At 38.0% G+C, this 21,355-nt stretch carries 22 protein-coding genes and 1 pseudogene; 8 read left to right on the forward strand and 15 right to left on the reverse strand.

Annotated features, from left to right (window positions below):
- Positions 1–202: 202 nt before the first annotated feature.
- The 5 genes and pseudogenes from EL079_RS03315 to EL079_RS03335 form a co-directional block, all read right to left on the reverse strand.
- Positions 203–1,396 carry an MFS transporter gene (locus tag EL079_RS03315; RefSeq protein WP_003032168.1) on the reverse strand — a complete coding sequence of 398 codons (1,194 nt, stop codon included), beginning with the start codon at positions 1,394–1,396 and terminating at the stop codon, positions 203–205.
- A 320-nt stretch (positions 1,397–1,716) separates the two neighbouring features.
- Positions 1,717–3,063 (reverse strand): asparagine--tRNA ligase, encoded by a 1,347-nt coding sequence (gene asnS / locus EL079_RS03320; RefSeq protein WP_003032178.1) that lies wholly within the window; start codon positions 3,061–3,063, stop codon positions 1,717–1,719.
- Between the two features lie 19 nt (positions 3,064–3,082).
- Positions 3,083–3,435, reverse strand: a pseudogene (locus EL079_RS03325) (VOC family protein).
- 6 nt (positions 3,436–3,441) lie between these two features.
- A complete protein-coding gene (locus EL079_RS03330) occupies positions 3,442–4,620 on the reverse strand; it encodes a pyridoxal phosphate-dependent aminotransferase (RefSeq protein ID WP_003032169.1) in 1,179 nt (392 codons plus the stop codon).
- Positions 4,617–5,105 (reverse strand): cell wall elongation regulator TseB-like domain-containing protein, encoded by a 489-nt coding sequence (locus EL079_RS03335; RefSeq protein WP_003032174.1) that lies wholly within the window; start codon positions 5,103–5,105, stop codon positions 4,617–4,619. The genes EL079_RS03330 and EL079_RS03335 overlap by 4 nt, the downstream gene beginning before the upstream one ends.
- Positions 5,106–5,189: 84 nt before the next feature.
- Between EL079_RS03335 and EL079_RS03340 the strand changes: the two genes are divergently transcribed.
- Both EL079_RS03340 and EL079_RS03345 read left to right on the forward strand, forming a co-directional pair.
- The gene (locus EL079_RS03340; protein ID WP_003029623.1) at positions 5,190–5,636 is read left to right on the forward strand and encodes a MarR family winged helix-turn-helix transcriptional regulator; all 447 of its coding nucleotides are present in this window, start codon (positions 5,190–5,192) and stop codon (positions 5,634–5,636) included.
- A 66-nt stretch (positions 5,637–5,702) separates the two neighbouring features.
- Positions 5,703–6,254 carry an NADPH-dependent FMN reductase gene (locus EL079_RS03345; RefSeq protein ID WP_003032187.1) on the forward strand — a complete coding sequence of 184 codons (552 nt, stop codon included), beginning with the start codon at positions 5,703–5,705 and terminating at the stop codon, positions 6,252–6,254.
- 47 nt (positions 6,255–6,301) lie between these two features.
- Here the strand turns inward: EL079_RS03345 and yaaA are convergent, their stop codons facing one another.
- Positions 6,302–7,027, reverse strand: a complete 726-nt coding sequence (gene yaaA / locus EL079_RS03350; protein ID WP_003032190.1) for a peroxide stress protein YaaA — start codon at positions 7,025–7,027, stop codon at positions 6,302–6,304.
- 113 nt (positions 7,028–7,140) lie between these two features.
- Between yaaA and EL079_RS03355 the strand changes: the two genes are divergently transcribed.
- Both EL079_RS03355 and trhA read left to right on the forward strand, forming a co-directional pair.
- On the forward strand, positions 7,141–7,599 hold the full coding sequence (locus EL079_RS03355; protein WP_018543470.1) for a DUF1836 domain-containing protein: 459 nt from the start codon (positions 7,141–7,143) through the stop codon (positions 7,597–7,599).
- On the forward strand, positions 7,583–8,230 hold the full coding sequence (gene trhA, locus EL079_RS03360; RefSeq protein WP_018543469.1) for a PAQR family membrane homeostasis protein TrhA: 648 nt from the start codon (positions 7,583–7,585) through the stop codon (positions 8,228–8,230). The genes EL079_RS03355 and trhA overlap by 17 nt, the downstream gene beginning before the upstream one ends.
- A gap of 109 nt (positions 8,231–8,339) precedes the next feature.
- Here trhA and EL079_RS03365 read toward each other — a convergent pair whose 3' ends face one another.
- The 8 genes from EL079_RS03365 to EL079_RS03400 form a co-directional block, all read right to left on the reverse strand.
- Positions 8,340–9,296 (reverse strand): ABC transporter permease, encoded by a 957-nt coding sequence (locus tag EL079_RS03365; RefSeq protein WP_003024372.1) that lies wholly within the window; start codon positions 9,294–9,296, stop codon positions 8,340–8,342.
- 1 nt (position 9,297) lies between these two features.
- Positions 9,298–10,362 carry an ABC transporter permease gene (locus EL079_RS03370; protein WP_003036657.1) on the reverse strand — a complete coding sequence of 355 codons (1,065 nt, stop codon included), beginning with the start codon at positions 10,360–10,362 and terminating at the stop codon, positions 9,298–9,300.
- Positions 10,355–11,890, reverse strand: a complete 1,536-nt coding sequence (locus EL079_RS03375; protein WP_003024370.1) for an ABC transporter ATP-binding protein — start codon at positions 11,888–11,890, stop codon at positions 10,355–10,357. Before EL079_RS03375 ends, EL079_RS03370 begins: the two co-directional genes overlap by 8 nt.
- A gap of 136 nt (positions 11,891–12,026) precedes the next feature.
- Entirely contained in the window at positions 12,027–13,082 is a 1,056-nt protein-coding gene (locus tag EL079_RS03380) for a BMP family lipoprotein (RefSeq protein ID WP_003032189.1), read from the reverse strand.
- Between the two features lie 72 nt (positions 13,083–13,154).
- The gene (locus tag EL079_RS03385) at positions 13,155–13,544 is read right to left on the reverse strand and encodes a cytidine deaminase (RefSeq protein ID WP_003032191.1); all 390 of its coding nucleotides are present in this window, start codon (positions 13,542–13,544) and stop codon (positions 13,155–13,157) included.
- Complete coding sequence (gene deoC, locus EL079_RS03390; RefSeq protein WP_003032193.1) at positions 13,531–14,193, reverse strand: deoxyribose-phosphate aldolase; 663 nt, start codon at positions 14,191–14,193, stop codon at positions 13,531–13,533. Before deoC ends, EL079_RS03385 begins: the two co-directional genes overlap by 14 nt.
- 18 nt (positions 14,194–14,211) lie before the next feature.
- Complete coding sequence (locus EL079_RS03395; RefSeq protein WP_018543466.1) at positions 14,212–15,489, reverse strand: pyrimidine-nucleoside phosphorylase; 1,278 nt, start codon at positions 15,487–15,489, stop codon at positions 14,212–14,214.
- Complete coding sequence (locus EL079_RS03400) at positions 15,486–16,079, reverse strand: class I SAM-dependent methyltransferase (RefSeq protein ID WP_018543465.1); 594 nt, start codon at positions 16,077–16,079, stop codon at positions 15,486–15,488. Before EL079_RS03400 ends, EL079_RS03395 begins: the two co-directional genes overlap by 4 nt.
- Positions 16,080–16,173: 94 nt before the next feature.
- Here EL079_RS03400 and coaA point away from each other — a divergent pair, with 94 nt between their 5' ends.
- The 3 genes from coaA (at position 16,174) to EL079_RS03415 (ending at position 17,972) form a co-directional block, all read left to right on the forward strand.
- On the forward strand, positions 16,174–17,094 hold the full coding sequence (coaA, locus tag EL079_RS03405) for a type I pantothenate kinase (RefSeq protein ID WP_018543464.1): 921 nt from the start codon (positions 16,174–16,176) through the stop codon (positions 17,092–17,094).
- 53 nt (positions 17,095–17,147) lie between these two features.
- Positions 17,148–17,399, forward strand: a complete 252-nt coding sequence (gene rpsT / locus EL079_RS03410) for a 30S ribosomal protein S20 (protein WP_020999623.1) — start codon at positions 17,148–17,150, stop codon at positions 17,397–17,399.
- Positions 17,400–17,462: 63 nt separating this feature from the next.
- Positions 17,463–17,972, forward strand: coding sequence for a DNA topology modulation protein (locus EL079_RS03415; protein ID WP_018543463.1), 510 nt, complete (start codon positions 17,463–17,465; stop codon positions 17,970–17,972).
- Positions 17,973–18,021: 49 nt separating this feature from the next.
- On the opposite strand, the gene EL079_RS03420 is transcribed toward EL079_RS03415, so the two are convergent.
- On the reverse strand, positions 18,022–19,635 hold the full coding sequence (locus tag EL079_RS03420) for a M20/M25/M40 family metallo-hydrolase (RefSeq protein WP_003032194.1): 1,614 nt from the start codon (positions 19,633–19,635) through the stop codon (positions 18,022–18,024).
- 176 nt (positions 19,636–19,811) lie between these two features.
- Here EL079_RS03420 and EL079_RS03425 point away from each other — a divergent pair, with 176 nt between their 5' ends.
- Positions 19,812–21,260: an alpha-amylase gene (locus tag EL079_RS03425; protein ID WP_003032171.1), complete on the forward strand. Its 1,449-nt coding sequence runs from the start codon at positions 19,812–19,814 to the stop codon at positions 21,258–21,260.
- Positions 21,261–21,355: the final 95 nt, after the last annotated feature.

Here is a 21,355-nt window from a genome sequence, read left to right on the forward strand (position 1 = left end):
ATTATATAGCAGTTTATACTAACTACAATATATAGTATTTTTAAACAAGATTTTCCTAAATTTGATAATTATATTTTGTAGTTGTGTAAAAAATAAGTATATAATTTTCCTTATATTTGCTGTTTTTATCATAAGCAGCAACAACTGGTTGCATTCATTAAAAATTAGATACAAATCACTACTGCAGATAATAAATAATGAGCTAATTTTTGATTGATTTCAATTGTTTACGAATCATTTGAAAAACAATCACTAAAAGCGACGTTAGTAAGATAAGAACTAGCCCTAATCCAATAAAAGTCTGATCAAAGCCAAAACTGTCAATCAGCCAACCAACAATCGGAAAAATGATAATCATGCTTAAACTGAACATCATTGAAGCAACACTTAACATAGTTGCTCTGGCTGAACTTGGTAAATACTGTTGCAAATCATTGTAAAATATTGGTTGGTACATAGCATACAAAGCATTTGTCGTCAAATAAACAAGGATATACATAAATGGCGTTCCCAAAAATGACAGTGCATAAACTGCTCCTGTTAAACTGACAACTACTGGAAAAATCCGAAAAGAATGCCACGTTTTCCCAATCTTGCTGGCAAAAGAAACTGCCAAAATATTTAAGACGCTACCAATCAACATAACTGTTGAAATCTGCCATCCTGCCAAGTCTGGCAATTGTTTTTGATAGTAAAAGTAAAACATGCACATTATTGTTCCAACAAATTGAAAAATCATCATCCATGTAAAAAGACTGGGATTATTTTTCATCTCTTCTCTCACAATCAAGATAATTTTTTTCATCGTCAACACTTCGTCATTTTTCTTTTTCATTGTCGGTTCTTTTATCAACCAAATCAGAATTAAAACAATAATAGAAACCGCAATCATGATATAATAAGTAATATACAAATATCCATGTACAAATAACCCCGCTAGTACCGTTCCTAAAGAGATTGCTGCCTCAGAAACACCTGACATCAAACTTGATATTTTCAAATAACGGTCTTTTAAACCAGCTTCAACAGCAGAGTCATATAGCAGTGCAGAGCTCGTTCCTGAATCAAAGTTATAAGACAAAGCATTGATTATCATTGCCATTGCATATATCCAAAAATTCCCTTGCCCTGTCAACATTAAAATAGATGATAAAATGCTAGTCAAGCGGCTTACGTACAGATTGGTCTTATAAGAAAATCGATCTGCCAACATGCCTGACGGAATTTCAAAAACAATGCCTGTTGCATGAAAAATACTCTCTAACAGCCCAATTTGCAGTAAAGACATACCATTTTGACTGAGAAATAAAATCCAAAAACTCGTAATACCTAGAAATCCTAAGAATTCCACTCCTGTCATAAGAGGAATATTTCTTTTGTAACTTCTCCTAAACATACTTTTTCCTTTACTAAGAAGAAACCGAACTTCCCGTTCAGTTTTCTAACTTATTCATTTTTCATAATATTTCAATTTTAAAAAGGTTGGGACATAAGCTCCCAACCTCATGCATTTTATAGTTTGGCTTGCAAAACGCAGTGGTTGGTTGGATATCCTTATCCCTTGTTATACCGGTGATAACGGCTATCCTAACCAACTTGTGCGGAGGTGGAAGTAAAACAGTCCAGTGGACTGTTTTAGGTCAGCAACTAGAAACTAGAACTTGCTGAAAAATCAAATTCTTCGAATGATTGATTTCTATCCCACTCTCACATTTCCTAAGGCTCAATTCTGTGGAGCATACGTGGGAATGGAATGGCTTCACGGATGTGTTTCGTTCCTGCAACAAATGTCACCATTCTCTCCAAGCCAAGTCCAAATCCAGCATGAGGAACTGAACCATATTTACGAAGATCTAGATAGAAAGCATAGTCATCAGGGTTCAGACCATTTTCTTCAATCTTCGCTAATAATTTTTCATAGCTTTCTTCACGAGCAGAACCACCTATGATTTCTCCATAGCCCTCTGGTGCTAAAAGGTCTGCACAAAGCACACGTTCTTCGTTACCAGGAACAGGTTTCATGTAGAAAGCCTTAAAGCTAGCAGGGTAGTTCACGACGAAAGTTGGTAGACCAAAATAGTTTGAAATCCAAGTTTCATGTGGTGACCCAAAATCATCTCCACGTTCGATATGTTCATACTCTGCATCTTCATCGTTTTCATGATCTTGTAAGAGATCAATGACTTCATCGTAAGAAATACGTTTGAATGGTTCTGCCACGTATTTTTTAAGAAGATCAGTATCACGTTCCAACACTTCAAGCGCATGTGGTGCACGATCCAAAACTCCTTGAATCAAAGCCTTCACATAAGCCTCCTGAAGATCAAGCGACTCATCATGAGTAACAAATGGATATTCTGCATCCATCATCCAGAATTCTGTCAAATGGCGGCGTGTTTTGGATTTTTCGGCACGGAAAACAGGACCAAAGTCAAATACACGACCAAGTGCCATAGCACCTGCTTCTAAGTAAAGTTGCCCAGATTGACTTAGAAAGGCAGGGGTTCCAAAATAATCTGTTTCAAAAAGCTCTGTGGAATCTTCCGCTGCATTTCCTGATAAAATCGGACTGTCAAATTTGATAAAGCCGTTGCGGTCAAAAAATTCATAGGAAGCATAGATAATTGCGTTGCGAATCTGCATAATTGCCATTTGCTTGCGTGAACGTAGCCATAAATGACGGTGATCCATCAAAAAGTCTGTTCCGTGTTCCTTTGGTGTGATAGGATAATCATTGGACTCTCCAACGATTTCAATATCCGTCACGTCCAATTCATATCCAAATTTTGAGCGCTCATCTTCTTTGACGATTCCTTTTACCAAAACAGCTGTTTCTTGGTTCAAGTGTTTGATGATATTAAATTTATTCAAACCCTCTTCTTCACCAAATTTTTCAAGGAAATTTGGCTTGAAAGCCACAGCTTGAAAAAAAGCTGTACCGTCACGCAATTGCAGAAAAGCAATTTTTCCTTTTCCTGATTTATTGGCAACCCAAGCACCAATCGTCACTTCTTCTCCGACATGATTTTTAACATCCATAATTGAAGTATATTTTGTTGACACGTTTTTTCTCTTTTCTATTTTATTTTTTATGATAAACAGCCTCAATGTTGTTCCCGTCTGGGTCTATCACAAAGGCCGCATAGTATTTTTACGTTCGCCAGGTGCACCATTATCCTTTCCTCCAGTAGCCAAAGCTGCTTGATAGAAAGCATCTACTTCTTGACAAGTTTGAGCACTAAAAGCAAAATGCATCGGCTCTTGTTGACCAACATTTAGCCAAAAATCACCACCTGGATCCACATCTCGCGGTTCTGTGAAACTAACGACCTGCCCCGTATCAAATTGAAGGTGATAATTTAAAGGAGTTAAAGTGGCTTGATAGAAAGCTTTAGAAACTTCTAAATTCTTTACCTTAAGGCTAAAATGATCGATCGTTTTTTAACTCTCCATAAACGCCTTGATACGATGAACGGCCTCTTTCAAGGTATCCATATCCGTCGCATAACTAAGACGAACATTTTCTGGCGCACCAAAGCCAGCACCTGTTACAAGAGCGACACCTACTTCTTCTAGAATAGCTGTTGTAAACTCTGTCACATCTGAATAGCCTTTCAGCTCCATTGCTTTTTTAACATTTGGAAAGAGGTAAAACGCTCCTTGTGGTTTCACCACTTCAAAGCCGGGAACTTCTGCAAGCAAAGGATAAATGGTATTGAGACGTTCTTCAAAAGCCTGACGCATGATTTCAACAGTGTCTTGAGGGCCCTTTAGAGCTTCAATCGCCGCATATTGGGAAGCAGCGGTTGGATTAGAAGTCGTTTGTCCAGCCACTTTACTCATCGCTGCAATGATTTCAGGCTCTCCAACAGCATAACCCAGCCGCCAACCAGTCATCGAATACGACTTAGATACACCATTGATAACAATTGTTTGCTTGCGGATCGCTTCAGATAAGCTCGAAATCGGTGTAAATTCATTTCCATTGTAAACCAAGCGGCCATAAATATCATCTGCCAAAATGAGAATATCATGCTCTACAGCCCAATTACCTATCGCTAATAACTCCTCGGCAGTATAAATCATTCCCGTTGGATTGGAAGGAGAATTGAGCACCAAAACTTTCGTTTTCTCTGTCCGAGCAGCCTCTAATTGCTCAACGGTCACTTTGAAATGATTGGCTTCCGTCGTTTGAACAAAAACTGGTATTCCTTCTGCCATCTTAATCTGGTCGCCATAACTAACCCAGCACGGTGCCGGAATAATTGCTTCATCACCTGGATTGATGACACTCATAAAAAAGGTATAAAGGGAAAACTTTGCACCCGTCGCAACGGTCACTTGATTTGGTTTAATCGTATAACCATAGTATTTTGCAAAATATGCTACAATTGCTTCCTTTAATTCAGGCAGACCACTGGTAACCGTATAAAAGCTAGCTCTACCGTCTTTTATTGCAGAGATAGCAGCATCTTGAATATTCTTCGGAGTTGGAAAATCTGGCTCTCCCAAAGTCAGCGAAAGGATATCACGACCTTGTGCTTTTAAAGCTTTTGCGCGCGCTGCTGCTGCTAAAGTTACACTTTCTTCCATATTTAAAACACGATTTGATAATCTCATAGTCCCTCCTTGCTGAGCAATGTTCCTGTTTCAAATCCAACATTATAATAAGTTGTTCCAGACTTGACTTCCCAGATTGGTTGCTCTTTTACATAGCCAAATGTCACTTTATCAATTTGTTTGGCACCACTCTCTTTAGCGATTTGTTTTGCTTTTTCTTGACTAATCCCTTTGGACAACTCATAAGTATAGATTTTATCACTATCTGCTTCTATCAAAACAGCAAGCTGCGTCTTTTTACGATTTTTCCCCAAAAGACTGTAATAACTTTTTTCACCGTTATAAATAGCAAAGCGATCCACTTTATCCAAATCTGCATATTGACGAGCAATTCTACTAGCCGTTACCTTAGCTGATTGGTAAGGATCCATAGATAGATTTAAAATGTAAAGGAAAGAAAAAGTGAGAACGGCCAAAACTATCACACTTCCGATAATATATTGCCAAATAATGAAATTTCTATCATTTTTTCTTCTATTTTTCACTCGTCCATTATACTATAAATAAGGACTTTTTTCTATCTTTTTCTAAAATTTGATTTTATTACTACTTATTGATAAAATACAGATATGGACAAACTAACAAAACTTTTTCAAGAAAATCGTCTTGATTTAAAAACAATGATTGTTTTAAATAAAGCTATTCGCACGATTCGACCTTTTGAAAATCAAGCGGCAAAGCAACACAAATTGACTCCAACTCAATTTTCAGTCTTAGAAACCCTTTATAGCAAAGGGAACTTACGCATTCAAGACTTAATTGATAAAATGCTTGCGACATCTGGAAATATGACCGTTGTCATCAAAAATATGATACGGGACGGTTGGATTTTTCGTACCTGTGACCCATCTGATCGACGTTCTTTTTTAGTCGGATTGACACCAGAAGGACGTAGTAAAATTGAAGCGGTTCTTCCAGAGCATATTCAAAATATCCAGCAAGGATTAAGGATTTTAACAGAGCAAGATAAAGAAGATTTGATTCGAATTTTAAAGAAATTTAAAAATTTGAGCTAATTTCTTGCTAACTAGTGATATTCGTTGTAACATAAAAAGGTACAAAAGAAAAGGAGAGTGACTTATATGTCTAAAAAAGTACTATTTATCGTCGGGTCTCTTCGCCAAGGCTCATTCAACCATCAGTTAGCTTCTCAGGCTGAAAACATTCTTGCTGACAAAGCTGAAGTTTCTTATCTTGATTTCAAAGATGTTCCATTTTTCAACCAGGATATTGAAAGCCCAGCTCCTGCGGCTGTTGCCAAAGCTCGTGAAGAAATTCTCGCTGCTGATGCTATCTGGCTCTTCTCACCAACCTATAACTGGGCAATTCCAGGAGTTGTTAAAAATCTCTTAGATTGGCTATCACGTGCACTTGACCTTTCAAACCCATCAGGGCCTTCTGCTCTTAATGAAAAACTTGTAACAGTTTCCTCAGTAGCCAATGGAACTTCTCCAGATGAAGTTTTCAAACATTATCGCAGCCTTCTTCCATTTATTCGCATGAAAGTTGTTGAACCATTTACTGGTGTTGCTGTAAACCCAGAAGCCTGGGGAACTGGTCAACTGACAGTTTCCGAAGAAAAACAAGCTGAACTCGCAGCTCAAGCTGAAGCATTATTGGCAGCTATCTATTAAAATAAGCAAAAAATGGAATGACACTTTTACATCATTCCATTTTTATTTTACTCCTTAACAAAGACATAGGTATTTATCGTAGACAAATCCTCTCGGAAAGCAAAGCCTGCAAATTGCAATTGTTTGATTTCTTCTTTGCTTCTTACTTGGCTTTCAATTAAAGCTGTTAAAAATTGACCACGAGATTTTTTAGAAATAGTTGAGTGAACTTTCAAACTTCCTTCTCTATCTTCTAAAAATTTAAACCGAAGCATCTTATCGCGCACAGATTTGGAAAACACCGTCTCGAACTCACTTGATAACAGAGACAAAATCATTTCCTCATCTGAAATAGCTGCATCATAATCATTGCGCCAATAATTTTTCAGGCTTTTGCCAGAAATAGTACATTTCACTGAAAAATCCAATCGATGAGGTGAAATCAACGCCATAGCTGGTATAACACCATATAGACTAGAAGTGATGAACAAATGCTTGTCTACATAACTCAACTCTTGCTTCGTTAAATGACTTCTTCTGATGTTTCGATACATAAGACCATCAAATAAATGCAAAGCTGGGTAAGTAAGAGCTTGCCCATTTTTTAATTGTTGAAGATGAATATACTCTTCTTCTGCACGTTCCAGACTAATATGATAGAAATCTGCTAATTCTTCAATAGAATACTGTGATAGACTAGCTACAATTGTTTTTGTTTGCTCTGAAAGAAAACACTTGCCATGAGGCTTAAGGCTAAGATTCATTTCCTTTGCAGTTGGAATTAAAATTTTCATAATCTTATTGTATCAAAAGTTATTTTGCAGAACAAATGATTTTTCTCTTGACATTAGACAATTGTTATCATATAATCTAGTTATTAAGACTAGATAAGAAAGAGGTGGATATTTTGGAAATCACAAAATTCCCAACTTGGGAAGAACTACCAGAGTTAGATCTTTATCTTGACCAGGTTCTCCTCTATGTGAATGGTGTCAACGAACAAGCATTTCATAGCACAGATAAGCCTTTAACGGCTGCTATGGTCAATAATTATGTGAAACACGCCCACATTCCAAAGCCAATTAAGAAAAAATACAATCGCGTACAGATTGCTCGTCTGATTGTACTGACGACGTTAAAACCTGTCTTTCCAATACCAGATATTATCAAGACGATTCAACTTCTGGTAGACGAAAAAGATTCGGCTACTCTTTATAATGAATTCGTTAATTGCATGCGAGAAGAAAAAGCTGACACAGTCGCACCTGCTATTGAGGCAGCTTGCCAAACGGTGAAATTATTTCATCAAACAAAGAAATTAGCTCTAGCCTTAGAAGGAGGTAAAAAAAATGAATCAAACGCTTAAACTCAGCAAACAACTTAGCTTTGGGGAAGAAATTGCCAATGCTGTCACTCACGCTGTCGGGGCTGTGGTTATGTTAGTACTGCTTCCTATCTCAGCCATTTATAGCTATGAAGAACATGGTATGCTTGCTGCTGTCGGAGTTTCAATTTTTGTCATCAGTTTATTTCTGATGTTTCTTTCTTCAACGATTTACCATTCAATGAGCTATGGTTCTACGCATAAGTATATTCTACGGATCATCGATCATTCAATGATTTACATTGCTATTGCGGGAAGTTATACGCCAGTCGTACTATCCCTTATGAACAATTGGTTGGGTTATCTTATTATCATAATTCAATGGGGAACGACCATTTTTGGTATTTTGTATAAAATATTTGCTAAAAAAGTTAATGAAAAATTTAGCTTGGCACTTTATCTTATTATGGGCTGGTTAGTGATTCTGATTATTCCGCAAATCATTGGTCAAACGGGATCTATTTTCTGGGGATTGATGTTAGCTGGAGGACTCTGTTATACTGTTGGTGCAGGATTTTATGCTAAGAAAAAACCATATTTCCACATGATTTGGCACCTCTTTATCCTAGCTGCTTCTGCACTTCAATATCTTGCTATTGTCTATTTTATGTAAAACATTTTAAAAACAATCGTTCTCTAAGTCACTCTTCTTAGCAGAATGATTGTTTTTTTATCAAAAAAGCCAGGCTACTTTGAACAGTAACTTGGCTTTTTGCAATAGTTTATTTTGATTTAATATAATTGACACCGTCTGCTTTTGGTGCAACAGCTTTTCCGAAGAATGCTGCCAACACAACAATAGTCAATACATAAGGTGCAATTTGTAGGTACACAGCTGGTACATGTGATAGGAATGGTAATTGACTTCCGATAACGGCTAAACTTTGAGATAGCCCAAAGAATAGACTTGAAAGCATAGCGCCAATTGGATTCCATTTACCAAAAATCATAGCAGCCAGCGAGATGAACCCTGGTCCGATAATGGTTGTCGCAGCGAAGTTTACAGAAATAGATTGTGCATAAATCGCTCCACCGACACCGCCAAGAAAACCTGAAATCATCACACCGTAATAACGCATGAGATAAACATTGATACCGAGGGTGTCTGCCGCTTGTGGGTGTTCACCTACGGAACGCAAACGAAGCCCAAATTTCGTCTTAAACATAATGAACCATGCTAGGAAAGCAAATGCAACTGCAATATACCCCATTAGACTGGTGTGTTTAAAGAAGATATCTCCAATGACAGGAATATCTGATAATAGTGGAAAATTAAATTTACCAAATGATACTTGAATATTATCTGTTTGCCCTTTATTATAGAAAGCTTTTACCAAGAAAATCGCTAACGCAGGCGCCATCAAATTGAGCACTGTACCACTAACAACATGGTCCGCACGGAAATTGATAGTTGCTACAGCATGAATGAGTGAGAAAATTAGTCCCACAATACCACCGACTAAAAGTGCTAACCAAGGCGTTAAACTTCCAAAGGTATTCACAAAAGTAAGGTTAAAGACAACTCCTGAGAAAGCTCCCATAACCATAATACCTTCAAGTCCGACATTAACAATCCCAGCATGCTCTGAGAAGGCACCACCAATACTAGTAAAGATTAAAGGTGCTGCATAAATCAGCATAGAGGAAACTAACAGACTTAACATTGTTACAAAATTCATCTTATTTTCCTCCCTTTACTTTTGCTTGTTTTCTTGGTTTGATAAAATGTTCAATGATGTAATGAATACTTACAAAGAAAATAATTGATGCTGTTACAATATTTACCAGTTCCGCTGGAATCGTTGCGGTGTTCATACCTGGAGCTCCGACTTGAAGCACGGCAAATAAGAATGCTGCAAAGAGAATACCAATTGGTGAATTATTTGCCAGCAAGCTAACGGCCATACCATTAAAGCCGACAGCTAGGGAACTTCCTTGTACATAGACATTTTGGAAAGTTCCAAGTCCTTCAACAACACCTCCGACACCGGCAAGGGCACCTGAGATAATCATTGAAAGAATAATCGTCCGTTTAGCAGACATCCCTGCATATTCACTCGCATTTGGATTTAGCCCGACAGAACGGATTTCAAATCCAAGCGTTGTTTTTTTTAGCATAAACCAGATAAGGACAACTGCAATGACCGCAAAGAAGATTCCGATATTCATCCGTGAATTATTGGTCAATGCCCGCAGCCATTCTGTTTGATAGGTTGCATTAGCTCCAACCTTAACACTTGAATCAATACTTTGCATAACACTTTTTGGGAAACTATGAATCATTGCATTTCCAACGTAGAGAACGATGTAGTTCATCATAATCGTAACGATAACTTCACTTGTTCCCAAATAAGCACGAAGAATACCAGGAATAGCACCGATAATCCCACCAGCTACTGCTGCAATGACAACCGTAGCAAGAATCATAATTGGGCGAGGAAGATTAGGAAATGAAAGCGCAAACCAGCCACTCAAAATCCAACCTGCCAAAGCTTGTCCCGGCAAGCCGACATTAAAGAACCCAGCCCGACTTGCCACTGCAAATCCAAGAGCAATTAAAATAAGTGGACCCATTGCACGGAAAATTTCACCAATACTACGGATAGTACCAAAAGCAGCTTTGAACAGCTCTTCATAACCCCAGATAGCATCATAGCCAAAAATCCACATGATAATGGCACCGAGTAAAATTCCAAGAACAACGGAAATCAAAGGCACCGCAATTTGCTGTGTTTTCTTAGTCATTTGAATCTCCCTTCTTAATTTCACCACCAGCCATCAAGATACCCAACTCTTGTTTATTAGTTTCTGCTGGAGTTACAATACCTTGAATCTTACCATCATGAATAACAGCAATACGGTCTGAAACATTCAGAATTTCATCTAATTCAAAGCTGACCACAAGCACTGCTTTACCCTTGTCACGTTCTTCAATCAAACGTTTATGAATGTATTCAATCGCTCCAACATCTAATCCACGAGTTGGCTGACTAACGATTAGAAGGTCAGGATTGCGGTCTATTTCACGAGCAATAATGGCTTTTTGTTGATTTCCTCCTGAAAGAGCAGATGCTGGAACACTTTCACTTGCAGCCCGAACATCAAATTCATCCATTAACTTTCGTGCATAAGAAGTGATATTATTGTAATTCAAAATTCCATTTTTGCTTAATGGCTCCTTGTAATAAGTTTGCAGAGCCATATTCTCAGACAACATCATATCTAAAACCAAGCCATCACGATGACGGTCTTCCGGCACATGACTAACTTGCATTTCGGTAATTTTCCGCGGAGATAGGCCAACGACTTCTTTCCCCTTAATGGTAATGCTACCTGATTTCACCTTCCGAAGACCTGTGATTGCTTGAACTAGCTCGCTTTGTCCATTGCCATCAATCCCGGCAATCCCAACAATTTCACCAGCTCGTACATCCAAAGATAAATTTTTAACAGCAGGCACACCACGATTCTCATTCACAACCAAATCCTTAATAGATAGAACAACTTCTTTTGGATTTGAAGCTTCTTTTTCCGTTGTAAAGGATACCGAACGTCCCACCATCATTTCAGCAAGATCTTTATTCGTTGCGCCACCAATTTCAACGGTTTGAATACTCTTACCGCGACGGATGACAGTTACACGATCAGAAACAGCACGGATTTCATCCAATTTATGTGTAATCAAAATAATGGATTTTCCTTCTTTGACTAGATTTTTCATGATATGTTCTAGTTCTTCAATTTCTGAAGGAGTTAATACTGCTGTTGGTTCGTCAAAAATCAAGATATCTGCACCACGATACAATGTTTTCAAGATTTCAACACGTTGTTGCGCACCAACTGAAATATCTTCAACTTTTGCAGTCGGATCCACAGCTAAACCATATTTTTCGGATAGTTCCTTGATGTCTTTGATTGCCTTTCGAATATCTAAAACACCATTTTTGGTCGTTTCACTACCCAAAATGATATTTTCAGCAACCGTAAAAGCCTCTACCAGCATGAAATGCTGGTGAACCATTCCAATTCCTAAAGATGCTGATTTCGATGGAGAATCAATTGTCACTGATTTTCCATTCACAGTAATCTCACCACTTGTTGGCTCAAGCAAGCCAGCCAACATATTCATCAGAGTAGACTTGCCCGCTCCGTTTTCTCCTAAAAGTGCATGAATTTCACCGCGTCTTAGATTTAAGTTGATTTTATCATTTGCGACAAATTCACCAAAAATCTTGGTTATTTCGTGCATTTCAATGACATTCTCATGTGCCATATGATTGATTCCTTTCAGAAATTATTTTATTTCAGTAAAACTCACTAAAAGATTAGCCAGCTTTACTGAGACAAAAGCTGTCTCAATCTCAAAAAAGCGGCCCACGAAGGTCGCTTCTTGAGTGTCAGGTTATTATTTATTCTGTAGGAACTTTAATACTTCCGTCAAGGATTTTTGCTTTTGCATCTTCAACGGCTTTTTTAGCATCATCTGATAAGTTCTTAGTTGTCAAATCTACTCCACCGTCTTTCAGACCGTAAGTTGTAGTTTTTCCTCCTGGGAATTTATTTTTTGCTGTTTTGTTAGCAATATCTTTTACAGTACCACCAACTTTTTTCAAGCTAGATGCCAAAACAAAGTTAGATTCTTTGCCGTCTTTAGATTTGTATTTACCTTCATCGTTTTGGTCGCGGTCAACACCGATAACCCAAACTTTGTCAGATTCATTTCTAGTTTCGTTGATAGATTTCGCTTCGTTGAATACACCAGCACCAGTACCACCGGCTACTTGATAAACAACATCTGCACCAGCTGCATATTGAGCTGCTGCAATCGTCTTCCCTTTAGAAGCATCTCCAAAGCTTTCAGCGTATTTCACATCAATCTTAATAGAAGGATCTACTGATTTCACACCAGCTTCAAAACCTTTTTCAAAACGAGTTAATACAGCACCTTTGATACCACCAACAAAACCAATCATTTTTGTTTTAGTTGTTTTGGCTGCAGCCACACCAGCAAGGTAAGCAGCTTCGTTATCTGCAAAGAGTGCAGAAGCTACATTCTTTTGACCTTTAATTTCATCATCAATAATAACATAGTTAATATCAGAGTGATCCTTTGCAGCAGATTCTACTGCATTACGAAGAGCAAATCCAATACCAAATACTAATTTGTAATTGCTAGAAGCAGCTTGCTCAAGGTTTGTAGCGTATTCAGATTCGTTTGTAGATTGGAAGTAAGTAAAGCCATGGTCTTTTGTCAATCCATTTTCTTTACCCCAAGCTTGCAAACCTTCCCAAGCAGATTGGTTAAATGATTTATCATCTACACCACCTGTATCTGTAACAATTGCAGCTTTCAAATCCGTCTTTGCATCTTTATTATCTGATTTAGATGCACGGTTACCACATGCAGCAAGTCCAATTGCTGCGACAGCTACTAGACCAAGGCCTAGCCATTGTTTCTTGTTCATCTCTGAACCTCCTAAATAAGATGTGCAACAACGTTGCAAGATTAACTATGGTCAAATGACCTTTTTTACTAACTAGTCTAAGTTAGTAAAAGAATATGGAAGTAATTCCCTGACCGTCATCACGACCGTCGACTTATCTTTGGCAACAAGCGTTACCTTTAAATCCTTAGAAAAAAATTCTGCCATTACTTGTCGACAAGCTCCGCATGGAGAAACAGGCTGTTCGGTTTCACCGTAGACGATTAACTCCTCAAAATCTGTAACACCTTCAGAAACCGCTTTAAAAATAGCTGTGCGTTCCCCGCAATTTGTCAAACCAAAACTAGCATTTTCAATGTTCACACCTGTAAAAATCTGACCATTTTTTGCTACTAGTACGGCACCAATTGGAAAATGAGAATAAGGAACGTAGGCCTTTTTACTTGTCTCAATAGCTAGATCAATCAACTTAGTAGTCGCCACTAGCTTTTTCTCCTTTCATAATGGCTACACCAGAAGAAGCTCCGATACGCGTTGCGCCTGCTTCAATAAATGCAACTGCATCTTCATACGAACGAGCGCCTCCTGAAGCTTTGACACCCATATCTGGACCCACTGTCTTTCTCATCAAAGCCACATCATGAACAGTAGCGCCTCCAGTTGAAAATCCAGTTGAAGTTTTTACAAAGTCTGCACCAGCTTTTTGGGCTAACTGACACGCTACAACTTTTTCTTCATCAGTTAACAAACAAGTTTCGATAATTACTTTTACAAGTGTGTCACCGCTTGCTTCCACAACAGCAGCAATATCTTCTTCTACCAACACCAGATTTTGAGATTTCAAAGCACCAATATTGATAACCATGTCTACTTCGTCTGCTCCGTTCTTAATGGCATCTTTTGCCTCAAAAGCTTTTACAGCAGGTGTATTTGCACCCAAAGGGAAACCAATAACCGTACAAACCTTAACATCTGTATCTCGTAATCCTTCTGCTGCAAAGCTGACCCAAGTTGGGTTGACACAGACACTTGCAAAATCATATTCTCTTGCTTCTTCAATCAATTTTTCAATTTGCTCTTGTTGAGCATCTGGTTTCAAAAGCGTATGATCAATGTATTTATTCAACTTCATTTTCGGTTCTCCTGTAAGTTAAGCGATTACTTCAATAATCTCTTGAACTTTTTTCGGCTCATTACTTATTTTAACATTTTTTTTGAATTCTGTAACTAGTTCTTGTGAAATTTTTTCATTTGCATAAACTTTTGCGACAATTTCACCAATTTCGACTGATTCTCCGACTTTCTTTTCAAAAACAATTCCTGTTTCAAAGTCTAAGGCGTCCGTTTTCACAGCTCGGCCAGCACCCAGTCGCATAGCAAATAGGCCAAATTCCATAGCTGGTAATTCAGAAATATAACCAGCTTCATCTGCAGTTACTTCTACAACGTATTTTGCTGAAGAAGGGCGGTACAAATCTTCTAAATCGCCACCTTGCGCTGCAACCATGGCTTCAAATTTTTGAAGAGCTGAACCATTAAATAGATGTTCTCGAACCTCGTCTACAGTTTTTTCGACATTTGCTAACCCGAGCATGATTTGACCTAATTCACAAATAAATTCAGTCACATCTTCCCGACCTTTTCCTTGCAAAATATCCAAAGCTTCCAGAATTTCCAAACGATTACCAATACTGGTTCCTAAAGGTTGGCTCATATCGGTGATAACAGCAGTTGTTCTACGCCCAACTGCCTTTCCTAAATCAACCATAGTGCGAGCTAGAGCACGCGCATCATCCAAATTCTTCATAAATGCGCCTTCACCAACTGTCACATCTAGTAAAATACTATCTGCACCAGCTGCGATTTTCTTACTCATAACAGAACTTGCGATTAAAGGAATAGTATCAACAGTCGCCGTCACATCACGCAAAGCATACAACAACTTGTCTGCCTTCACCAACTGATCAGACTGACCAATGACGGATAGTCCAATATCCTGTACTTGCTTAATAAATTCTTCTTGGCTGCGCTCAATTTGAAATCCTTTAATGGACTCTAATTTATCAAGCGTTCCCCCTGTGTGACCGAGTCCACGACCGCTCATTTTAGCAACAGGGATTCCAAAACTAGCTACCAAAGGCACCAATACAAGCGTTACCTTGTCTCCTACGCCTCCGGTTGAATGCTTATCAACCTTAACTCCAGATATAGCTGACAAATCAATTTGCTGACCTGTCCCTACCATGGTCATGGTCAAATCAGATATTTCACGAGTGGTCATGCCTTTAAAATACACTGCCATTGCAAAAGCTGACATTTGATAATCTGGCACAGTTCCAGCAACATAACCTTCAATTAACCACTTGATTTCATCGCTGGTTAATTCTAAGCCGTCTCGCTTTTTCTGAATCACATCAACTGCTCTCATATTTCCTTCCTACTTCTAAGGATATAATATCCCTTATCTTTTTTTAGAATTTCGCAGTTTCCAAAAACTTCTTCCATCTTGGCTTTGGCACTTGGGGCACCTTGTTTTTTTTGAATAACAATGGTTAAATCCCCACCGTCTAGTAAGTGCGTATAACTTCCTGTAATCACCTCATGAACGACCTGTTTCCCTGCTCGAATCGGTGGATTACTGATAATATGATGAAATCTCCCTTCTACATTTTGATAAATATTAGATTGAAAAATCGTAGCTAGGGCTTGATTGCGCTCAGCATTTTGACGCGCCAAATCAAGAGCGCGCTGATTTATATCAACAAGCGTCGCTTCGACTTCTTTAGCTTTGACTAAAGTCAGTCCCAATGTTCCATAGCCACAACCAACATCTAATACGCTTTCTTGCTTATGAAAATCAAGACACTTTAAAAGAACTTGACTGCCATAATCAATCATTTTCTTACTAAAGACTCCTGCATCAGTCAAGAAAGTCATCTTTTGACCCAGAAGCTGAACCTTCAATTCGTGAATATCATGCTCTGCATCTGGATTTTCTGCGAAATACATTTTAGCCATAAAACTATTTTAACATAAAGACCTTTTATTTGTAAACCGTTTACAATTCGTTTAAAATTATGTTATACTATTTGTCAACTAATAGGAGTACATAATGACCAACGAATTTATTCATTTTGAAAAAATTAGTCGAAAAACTTGGCAAAATCTGCATCGCAAAACAACCCCACCTTTGACTCAAAAAGAGCTAAATTCCATCAAAAGTTTCAATGATAAGATTAGCCTTCAAGATGTGACAGACGTTTATCTCCCTTTAACCAATCTTATTCAGATTTACAAGCGTTCAAAAGAGGATTTGGCATTCTCGAAAGGGATTTTTTTACAGAAAGCAAGCAAGCGGCAACCGTTCATCATTGGTGTTTCTGGAAGTGTCGCTGTTGGAAAATCTACTACTAGTCGGCTGTTGCAAATACTTTTATCTCGGACATTTTCAAATGCAACTGTTGAATTGGTAACAACAGATGGATTTCTTTATCCTAATGCTCATTTGGAAGAGCAAAATCTCCTCAAGCGCAAAGGATTTCCAGAAAGTTATAACATGGAGTTGCTGCTTGATTTCCTTGACAACATCAAAAATGGACAAGACTATCAGATTCCCGTTTATTCACATGAAATTTATGATATTGTTCCTGATAAAAAACAGTCTGTTACAGCTGCAGATTTTGTCATTGTTGAGGGTATCAACGTTTTCCAAAATCCACAAAATGAACGCCTCTATATGACGGATTTCTTTGATTTTTCGATTTACGTGGATGCAGAAGTTGAAAATATCGAAACTTGGTATCTGGACCGCTTTAAAAAATTGCTCACTTTAGCAAAAGAAGATCCAAATAACTATTATCATCCTTTCACTTCTCAGCCAGAAATCAAAGTTATGGAATTCGCTCAAAATGTCTGGAAGTCGATTAACCTTGTGAATTTGCAAGATTATATCGAACCCACACGCAACCGAGCTGAAGTTATTCTTCATAAAACAGAAAATCATGAGATTGATGAAATTTACTTAAAAAAATAAAAAGGCTTGTCAAATCTCAACTTTTCATATATAATTAAATAGTTAGTATATCATTGGAGGTGAAAACATTGGCAAATATTAAATCAGCTATCAAACGCGCTGAATTAAACGTTAAACAAAACGAAAAAAACTCAGCTCAAAAATCAGCTATGCGTTCTGCAATTAAAGCATTTGAAGCAAATCCTTCTGAAGAACTTTTCCGTGCTGCAAGCTCAGCTATCGATAAAGCAGAAACTAAAGGTTTGATTCACAAAAACAAAGCGAGCCGCGATAAAGCACGCCTTGCTAGCAAACTTGCAAAATAATCTGCATAACGTAAAAAGAGCTCAAAGGAGCTTTTTTTGTTGCTGAAAACAGAAAGGCTAGATATGAAAATCGCAATTATCGGCTACTCCGGCTCTGGAAAGTCTACACTTGCTAAATATTTAGCAAAACATTATGACATCTCACTGCTTCATTTGGACACGCTACAATTTGTACCCAATTGGGAAATGAGTGACCGCTGCTGGATGCAAGAGCAAGTTAGGGATTTTTTAGAAGCCAGAAAAAGCTGGGTGATAGACGGAAACTACAGCTCCTGCTGCTATGAAGAGAGAATGGAGCAAGCAGACCAAATTATCTTTTTAAATTTCTCGCGTTGGAGCTGTCTTTTACGGGCTGCAAAGCGTCATTCCAAGAACAGAGGTAAGGTCAGAGACAGTATGGCACAAGGTTGTCCAGAAAAGTTTGATTGGGAATTTATCCGCTGGATTTTACATGACGGACGAACTGCTAACATTCAGAAACAATATGAAAAACTTCAAAAAACGTACTCTTATAAATGGATAACCCTTCACAATCAAAAAGAATTAGATAACTTTTTAGCGCAATTTTCATAAAAAACAAGAGCTATATTCTTAACTGAACTGAAGATAGCTCTTGTTTTTTTTATTTTTTAATACAGTCAATATGTTCTAGCAAATATAACAGAAATTGAGGAATCGTCTCCAACATATCCTTTTCATAGACGCGTTCCGTCAACTGATGTAAATCTTTTCCCCAGGGTCCTAGATTGATGCCAGGAACATTGATGTCCTGAATTTTCTCAAAATCAATCGAATATAAATGTTCAGGAACAGCCATACTCTCGATAATTTTCTGATACTCTTTAACAGATTTTTCTAAAGCACAGTAACTAATGTCACAGATTCCCATAAAGGATTCTTCGACTTTTAAACGACTAGCTCCTTGTTCAACCAAGTAATCCCTATAAAATGCAATGAGTTTTTCAATATCAACCACGCTATTTTTCAGATGCCGACAATTCATGGAAGGATAATAAGGTGGTGCGATAGCCAGCACAACAAATGCTTCCTTTTTATCATAGAAATCTAACACCTTTTGAACAGTTGCAATGGTTATTTCTTGATAGCTTGATCCCGCTTGAAATGCTTTATAAGCAAATTGGTTTACCTTGTGCATAAATTCTTCAAATCCAGCCTTCTTTTGACATAACTGGATTAATTCTTCATAAGTCAATACATGAGGTTTTGTGACTTTTTTATCCTCTTTATAAATCACCTGCAAAGCCTGATAACGCTCATAAAACTCATCAACGGCTTCTTGGCAGAGTTGTTGAATCGTCGTCATCAGCTCTTTCGGACTTTTATCTAAATAAAGAACACTAAAATAACCTGCTGCTCTTAAAACCGTTGACACATCATAATTTTCCTTCAAATCACGCATGTAAGACCACGAAGGCAAAGGAGCCTGCTCTCCATAAATCGAATCCGACAAGCGGGAATTAAGGTCAATTTTTTCCACTACTTTTGCGAGGAGTGAAACAGCATTGATACCTTTGAGAGGCTCTTTCATGTGGGAAAGAATACCCTGCGTGACCACGACAGGCATCATTTTCCCAACTGTTCCAACATGCAATACTTTTTCTTGAACAGAATTGCTTTCAAATGGTTCTGAATCAATCGCCAAGATATAATTCAGATGAAATTTCTTTTTCAGATCAGCAAGCAAACCTACCGCAGCTCGCATTCCCTGAGAATAGGATTCCTCATCTCCAACTGATAAATAAAGAAGATTCACTTCTCCTTCTGCTTTGCTCGCATATTCTGCTACTACTCCCAATTGCAAAGCCAACGCTGCTTTCATATCACATGACCCGCGACCAAACTGCCATTCGTTAGAAGTTATATCTTCTAACACATCTTGACCCAGTGAAGCACTTGCTAAAGCCTTTTTCAAAGCAACATTATCAAAAGCAAATTCCTTTAAATTTCCAAAATCCTCAATATCTACCGTATCATGGTGATGAAACAAAATCACTGTATCTGCACAATGACCTTTTACCAAAGCCCAATTAACACTACGCTGGTAAATATCATCCGGAATCTGATAGGTGCCAAAATAATCTGAATGCTCCTGAAAATACAGCAGACTGCCAATATAGTGATTGAGAAAATTTTCTATATTTCTTTCTGAACTCGTATGGGTGAAACTCTCAATTGCCATACTCTTGTCAAAAATATCTTGAATCCTATTTTTCATCAATGGCTCCTTCAACTTTTTATAAAAATAGCTTGCTAGCCTTATTATATACCTCAACAATCATCGTTTCAATCTATTTTTCATCCTCTGATTCTATAAAATTTACGCAAACGTTTGCGCTGTAAAGATTATTTTGCTAAAATAATAGCCAACAAGATAAGAAAGAAGTATCTCGTATGGAAAATCAAACATTGATGCAATATTTTGAATGGTATCTACCAAATGACGGACAACATTGGAATCGTTTGGCAACAGACGCTCCACATCTAGCTTCTAAAGGCATTCGCAAGGTTTGGATGCCACCTGCTTTTAAAGCCACTAGTTCCAACGATGTCGGCTACGGCATTTATGATTTATTTGACTTAGGCGAGTTTGACCAAAAAGGAACGGTTCGGACAAAGTATGGCTTTAAGGAAGACTATTTGAACGCAATCAAGGAACTCAAAGAAAATGGAATTGAACCCATTGCAGATATCGTTTTAAATCACAAGGCGGCAGCGGATTACAAAGAGAGATTTACTGTTATTGAAGTTGACCCAAACGATCGTACAGTTGCACTCTCTGAACCTTTTGAAATTAAAGGTTGGACTAAATTCACGTTCCCAGGTCGCCACAAAAAATACAATGATTTTGAGTGGCATTGGTATCACTTTACTGGGACTGATTATGATGCTAAGCGAAATAAATCAGGGATTTACCTCATTCAAGGGGACAACAAAGGTTGGGCTGACGATGATTTAGTGGACAATGAAAATGGAAATTTCGACTATCTCATGTACGCTGACCTTGATTTTAAGCACCCAGAAGTCATTCAAAACCTTTATGATTGGGCAGATTGGTTTATCGAAATAACCGGCATTCATGGCTTTAGGTTGGACGCTATTAAGCATATTGACTCTTTCTTTATGGGAAATTTTATCCGCGACATTATGGAGAAGTATGGAGAAGATTTCTATGTCTTTGGAGAGTTTTGGAATGGTGATGAAACTGCAAATAACGATTATTTAGGAAGTATTGACTATCGTTTTGATCTAGTAGATGTCAAACTGCACCACAACTTATTTGATGCTAGCCGCGCTGGGGCGGACTATGATTTGAGAAATATTTTTGAACAAACGCTTGTCAAAAACCACCCTAAATCGGCTGTTACTTTTGTCGATAATCATGACACACAACGTGGACAAGCGCTGGAATCAACTGTTGAAGAATGGTTTAAACCAGCTGCTTACGCTCTCATTTTGTTGCGTGAAGCTGGGCTTCCTTGTGTGTTCTACGGAGATTACTATGGCATCAACGGCGAATTCGCTCAAGATAGCTTCCAAACAGTTCTTGATAAATTATTAGATATTCGGCTCAACTTAGCCTATGGTGAACAGACTGATTATTTTGACGACGAGCATTGCATTGCTTGGACCCGTTCAGGCAAAGACAACGGACAGCCGATTGCTGTCATCTTAACAAACGATCAAGCCAGTTCAAAACGCATGTATGTCGGTAAAAATTGGGCTGGTAAGAAATTCAAAGATTACTTAGGAAACAGCTCATCAACCGTGACAATCAAAAAAGACGGCTGGGCAGATTTCCCAGTTGCAGAAAAATCGGTTAGTGTCTGGTCTGCACAATAAAATAAGGAATACAGATAGAACCAAACCACAAATCACTTTCTATTCTATGACAGAGACAAGAGGAAAACTTAAACTCATTCTCTTTGTTGATTAGG

This window comes from Streptococcus anginosus, assembly GCF_900636475.1.
Classification (GTDB): Bacteria; Bacillota; Bacilli; order Lactobacillales; family Streptococcaceae; genus Streptococcus; species Streptococcus anginosus.

What these genes read in the sequence shown, in the direction of transcription:
- EL079_RS03315 (WP_003032168.1), bottom strand. Translation starts at nt 1,396, where the DNA reads ATGTTTAGGAGAAGTTACAAAAGAAATATTCCTCTTATGACAGGAGTG.
- EL079_RS03330 (WP_003032169.1), bottom strand. Translation starts at nt 4,620, where the DNA reads ATGAGATTATCAAATCGTGTTTTAAATATGGAAGAAAGTGTAACTTTA.
- EL079_RS03340 (WP_003029623.1), top strand. Translation starts at nt 5,190, where the DNA reads ATGGACAAACTAACAAAACTTTTTCAAGAAAATCGTCTTGATTTAAAA.
- EL079_RS03345 (WP_003032187.1), top strand. Translation starts at nt 5,703, where the DNA reads ATGTCTAAAAAAGTACTATTTATCGTCGGGTCTCTTCGCCAAGGCTCA.
- yaaA (WP_003032190.1), bottom strand. Translation starts at nt 7,027, where the DNA reads ATGAAAATTTTAATTCCAACTGCAAAGGAAATGAATCTTAGCCTTAAG.
- trhA (WP_018543469.1), top strand. Translation starts at nt 7,583, where the DNA reads ATGAATCAAACGCTTAAACTCAGCAAACAACTTAGCTTTGGGGAAGAA.
- EL079_RS03365 (WP_003024372.1), bottom strand. Translation starts at nt 9,296, where the DNA reads ATGAATTTTGTAACAATGTTAAGTCTGTTAGTTTCCTCTATGCTGATT.
- EL079_RS03370 (WP_003036657.1), bottom strand. Translation starts at nt 10,362, where the DNA reads ATGACTAAGAAAACACAGCAAATTGCGGTGCCTTTGATTTCCGTTGTT.
- EL079_RS03375 (WP_003024370.1), bottom strand. Translation starts at nt 11,890, where the DNA reads ATGGCACATGAGAATGTCATTGAAATGCACGAAATAACCAAGATTTTT.
- EL079_RS03380 (WP_003032189.1), bottom strand. Translation starts at nt 13,082, where the DNA reads ATGAACAAGAAACAATGGCTAGGCCTTGGTCTAGTAGCTGTCGCAGCA.
- deoC (WP_003032193.1), bottom strand. Translation starts at nt 14,193, where the DNA reads ATGAAGTTGAATAAATACATTGATCATACGCTTTTGAAACCAGATGCT.
- EL079_RS03395 (WP_018543466.1), bottom strand. Translation starts at nt 15,489, where the DNA reads ATGAGAGCAGTTGATGTGATTCAGAAAAAGCGAGACGGCTTAGAATTA.
- EL079_RS03400 (WP_018543465.1), bottom strand. Translation starts at nt 16,079, where the DNA reads ATGGCTAAAATGTATTTCGCAGAAAATCCAGATGCAGAGCATGATATT.
- coaA (WP_018543464.1), top strand. Translation starts at nt 16,174, where the DNA reads ATGACCAACGAATTTATTCATTTTGAAAAAATTAGTCGAAAAACTTGG.
- EL079_RS03415 (WP_018543463.1), top strand. Translation starts at nt 17,463, where the DNA reads ATGAAAATCGCAATTATCGGCTACTCCGGCTCTGGAAAGTCTACACTT.
- EL079_RS03420 (WP_003032194.1), bottom strand. Translation starts at nt 19,635, where the DNA reads ATGAAAAATAGGATTCAAGATATTTTTGACAAGAGTATGGCAATTGAG.
- EL079_RS03425 (WP_003032171.1), top strand. Translation starts at nt 19,812, where the DNA reads ATGGAAAATCAAACATTGATGCAATATTTTGAATGGTATCTACCAAAT.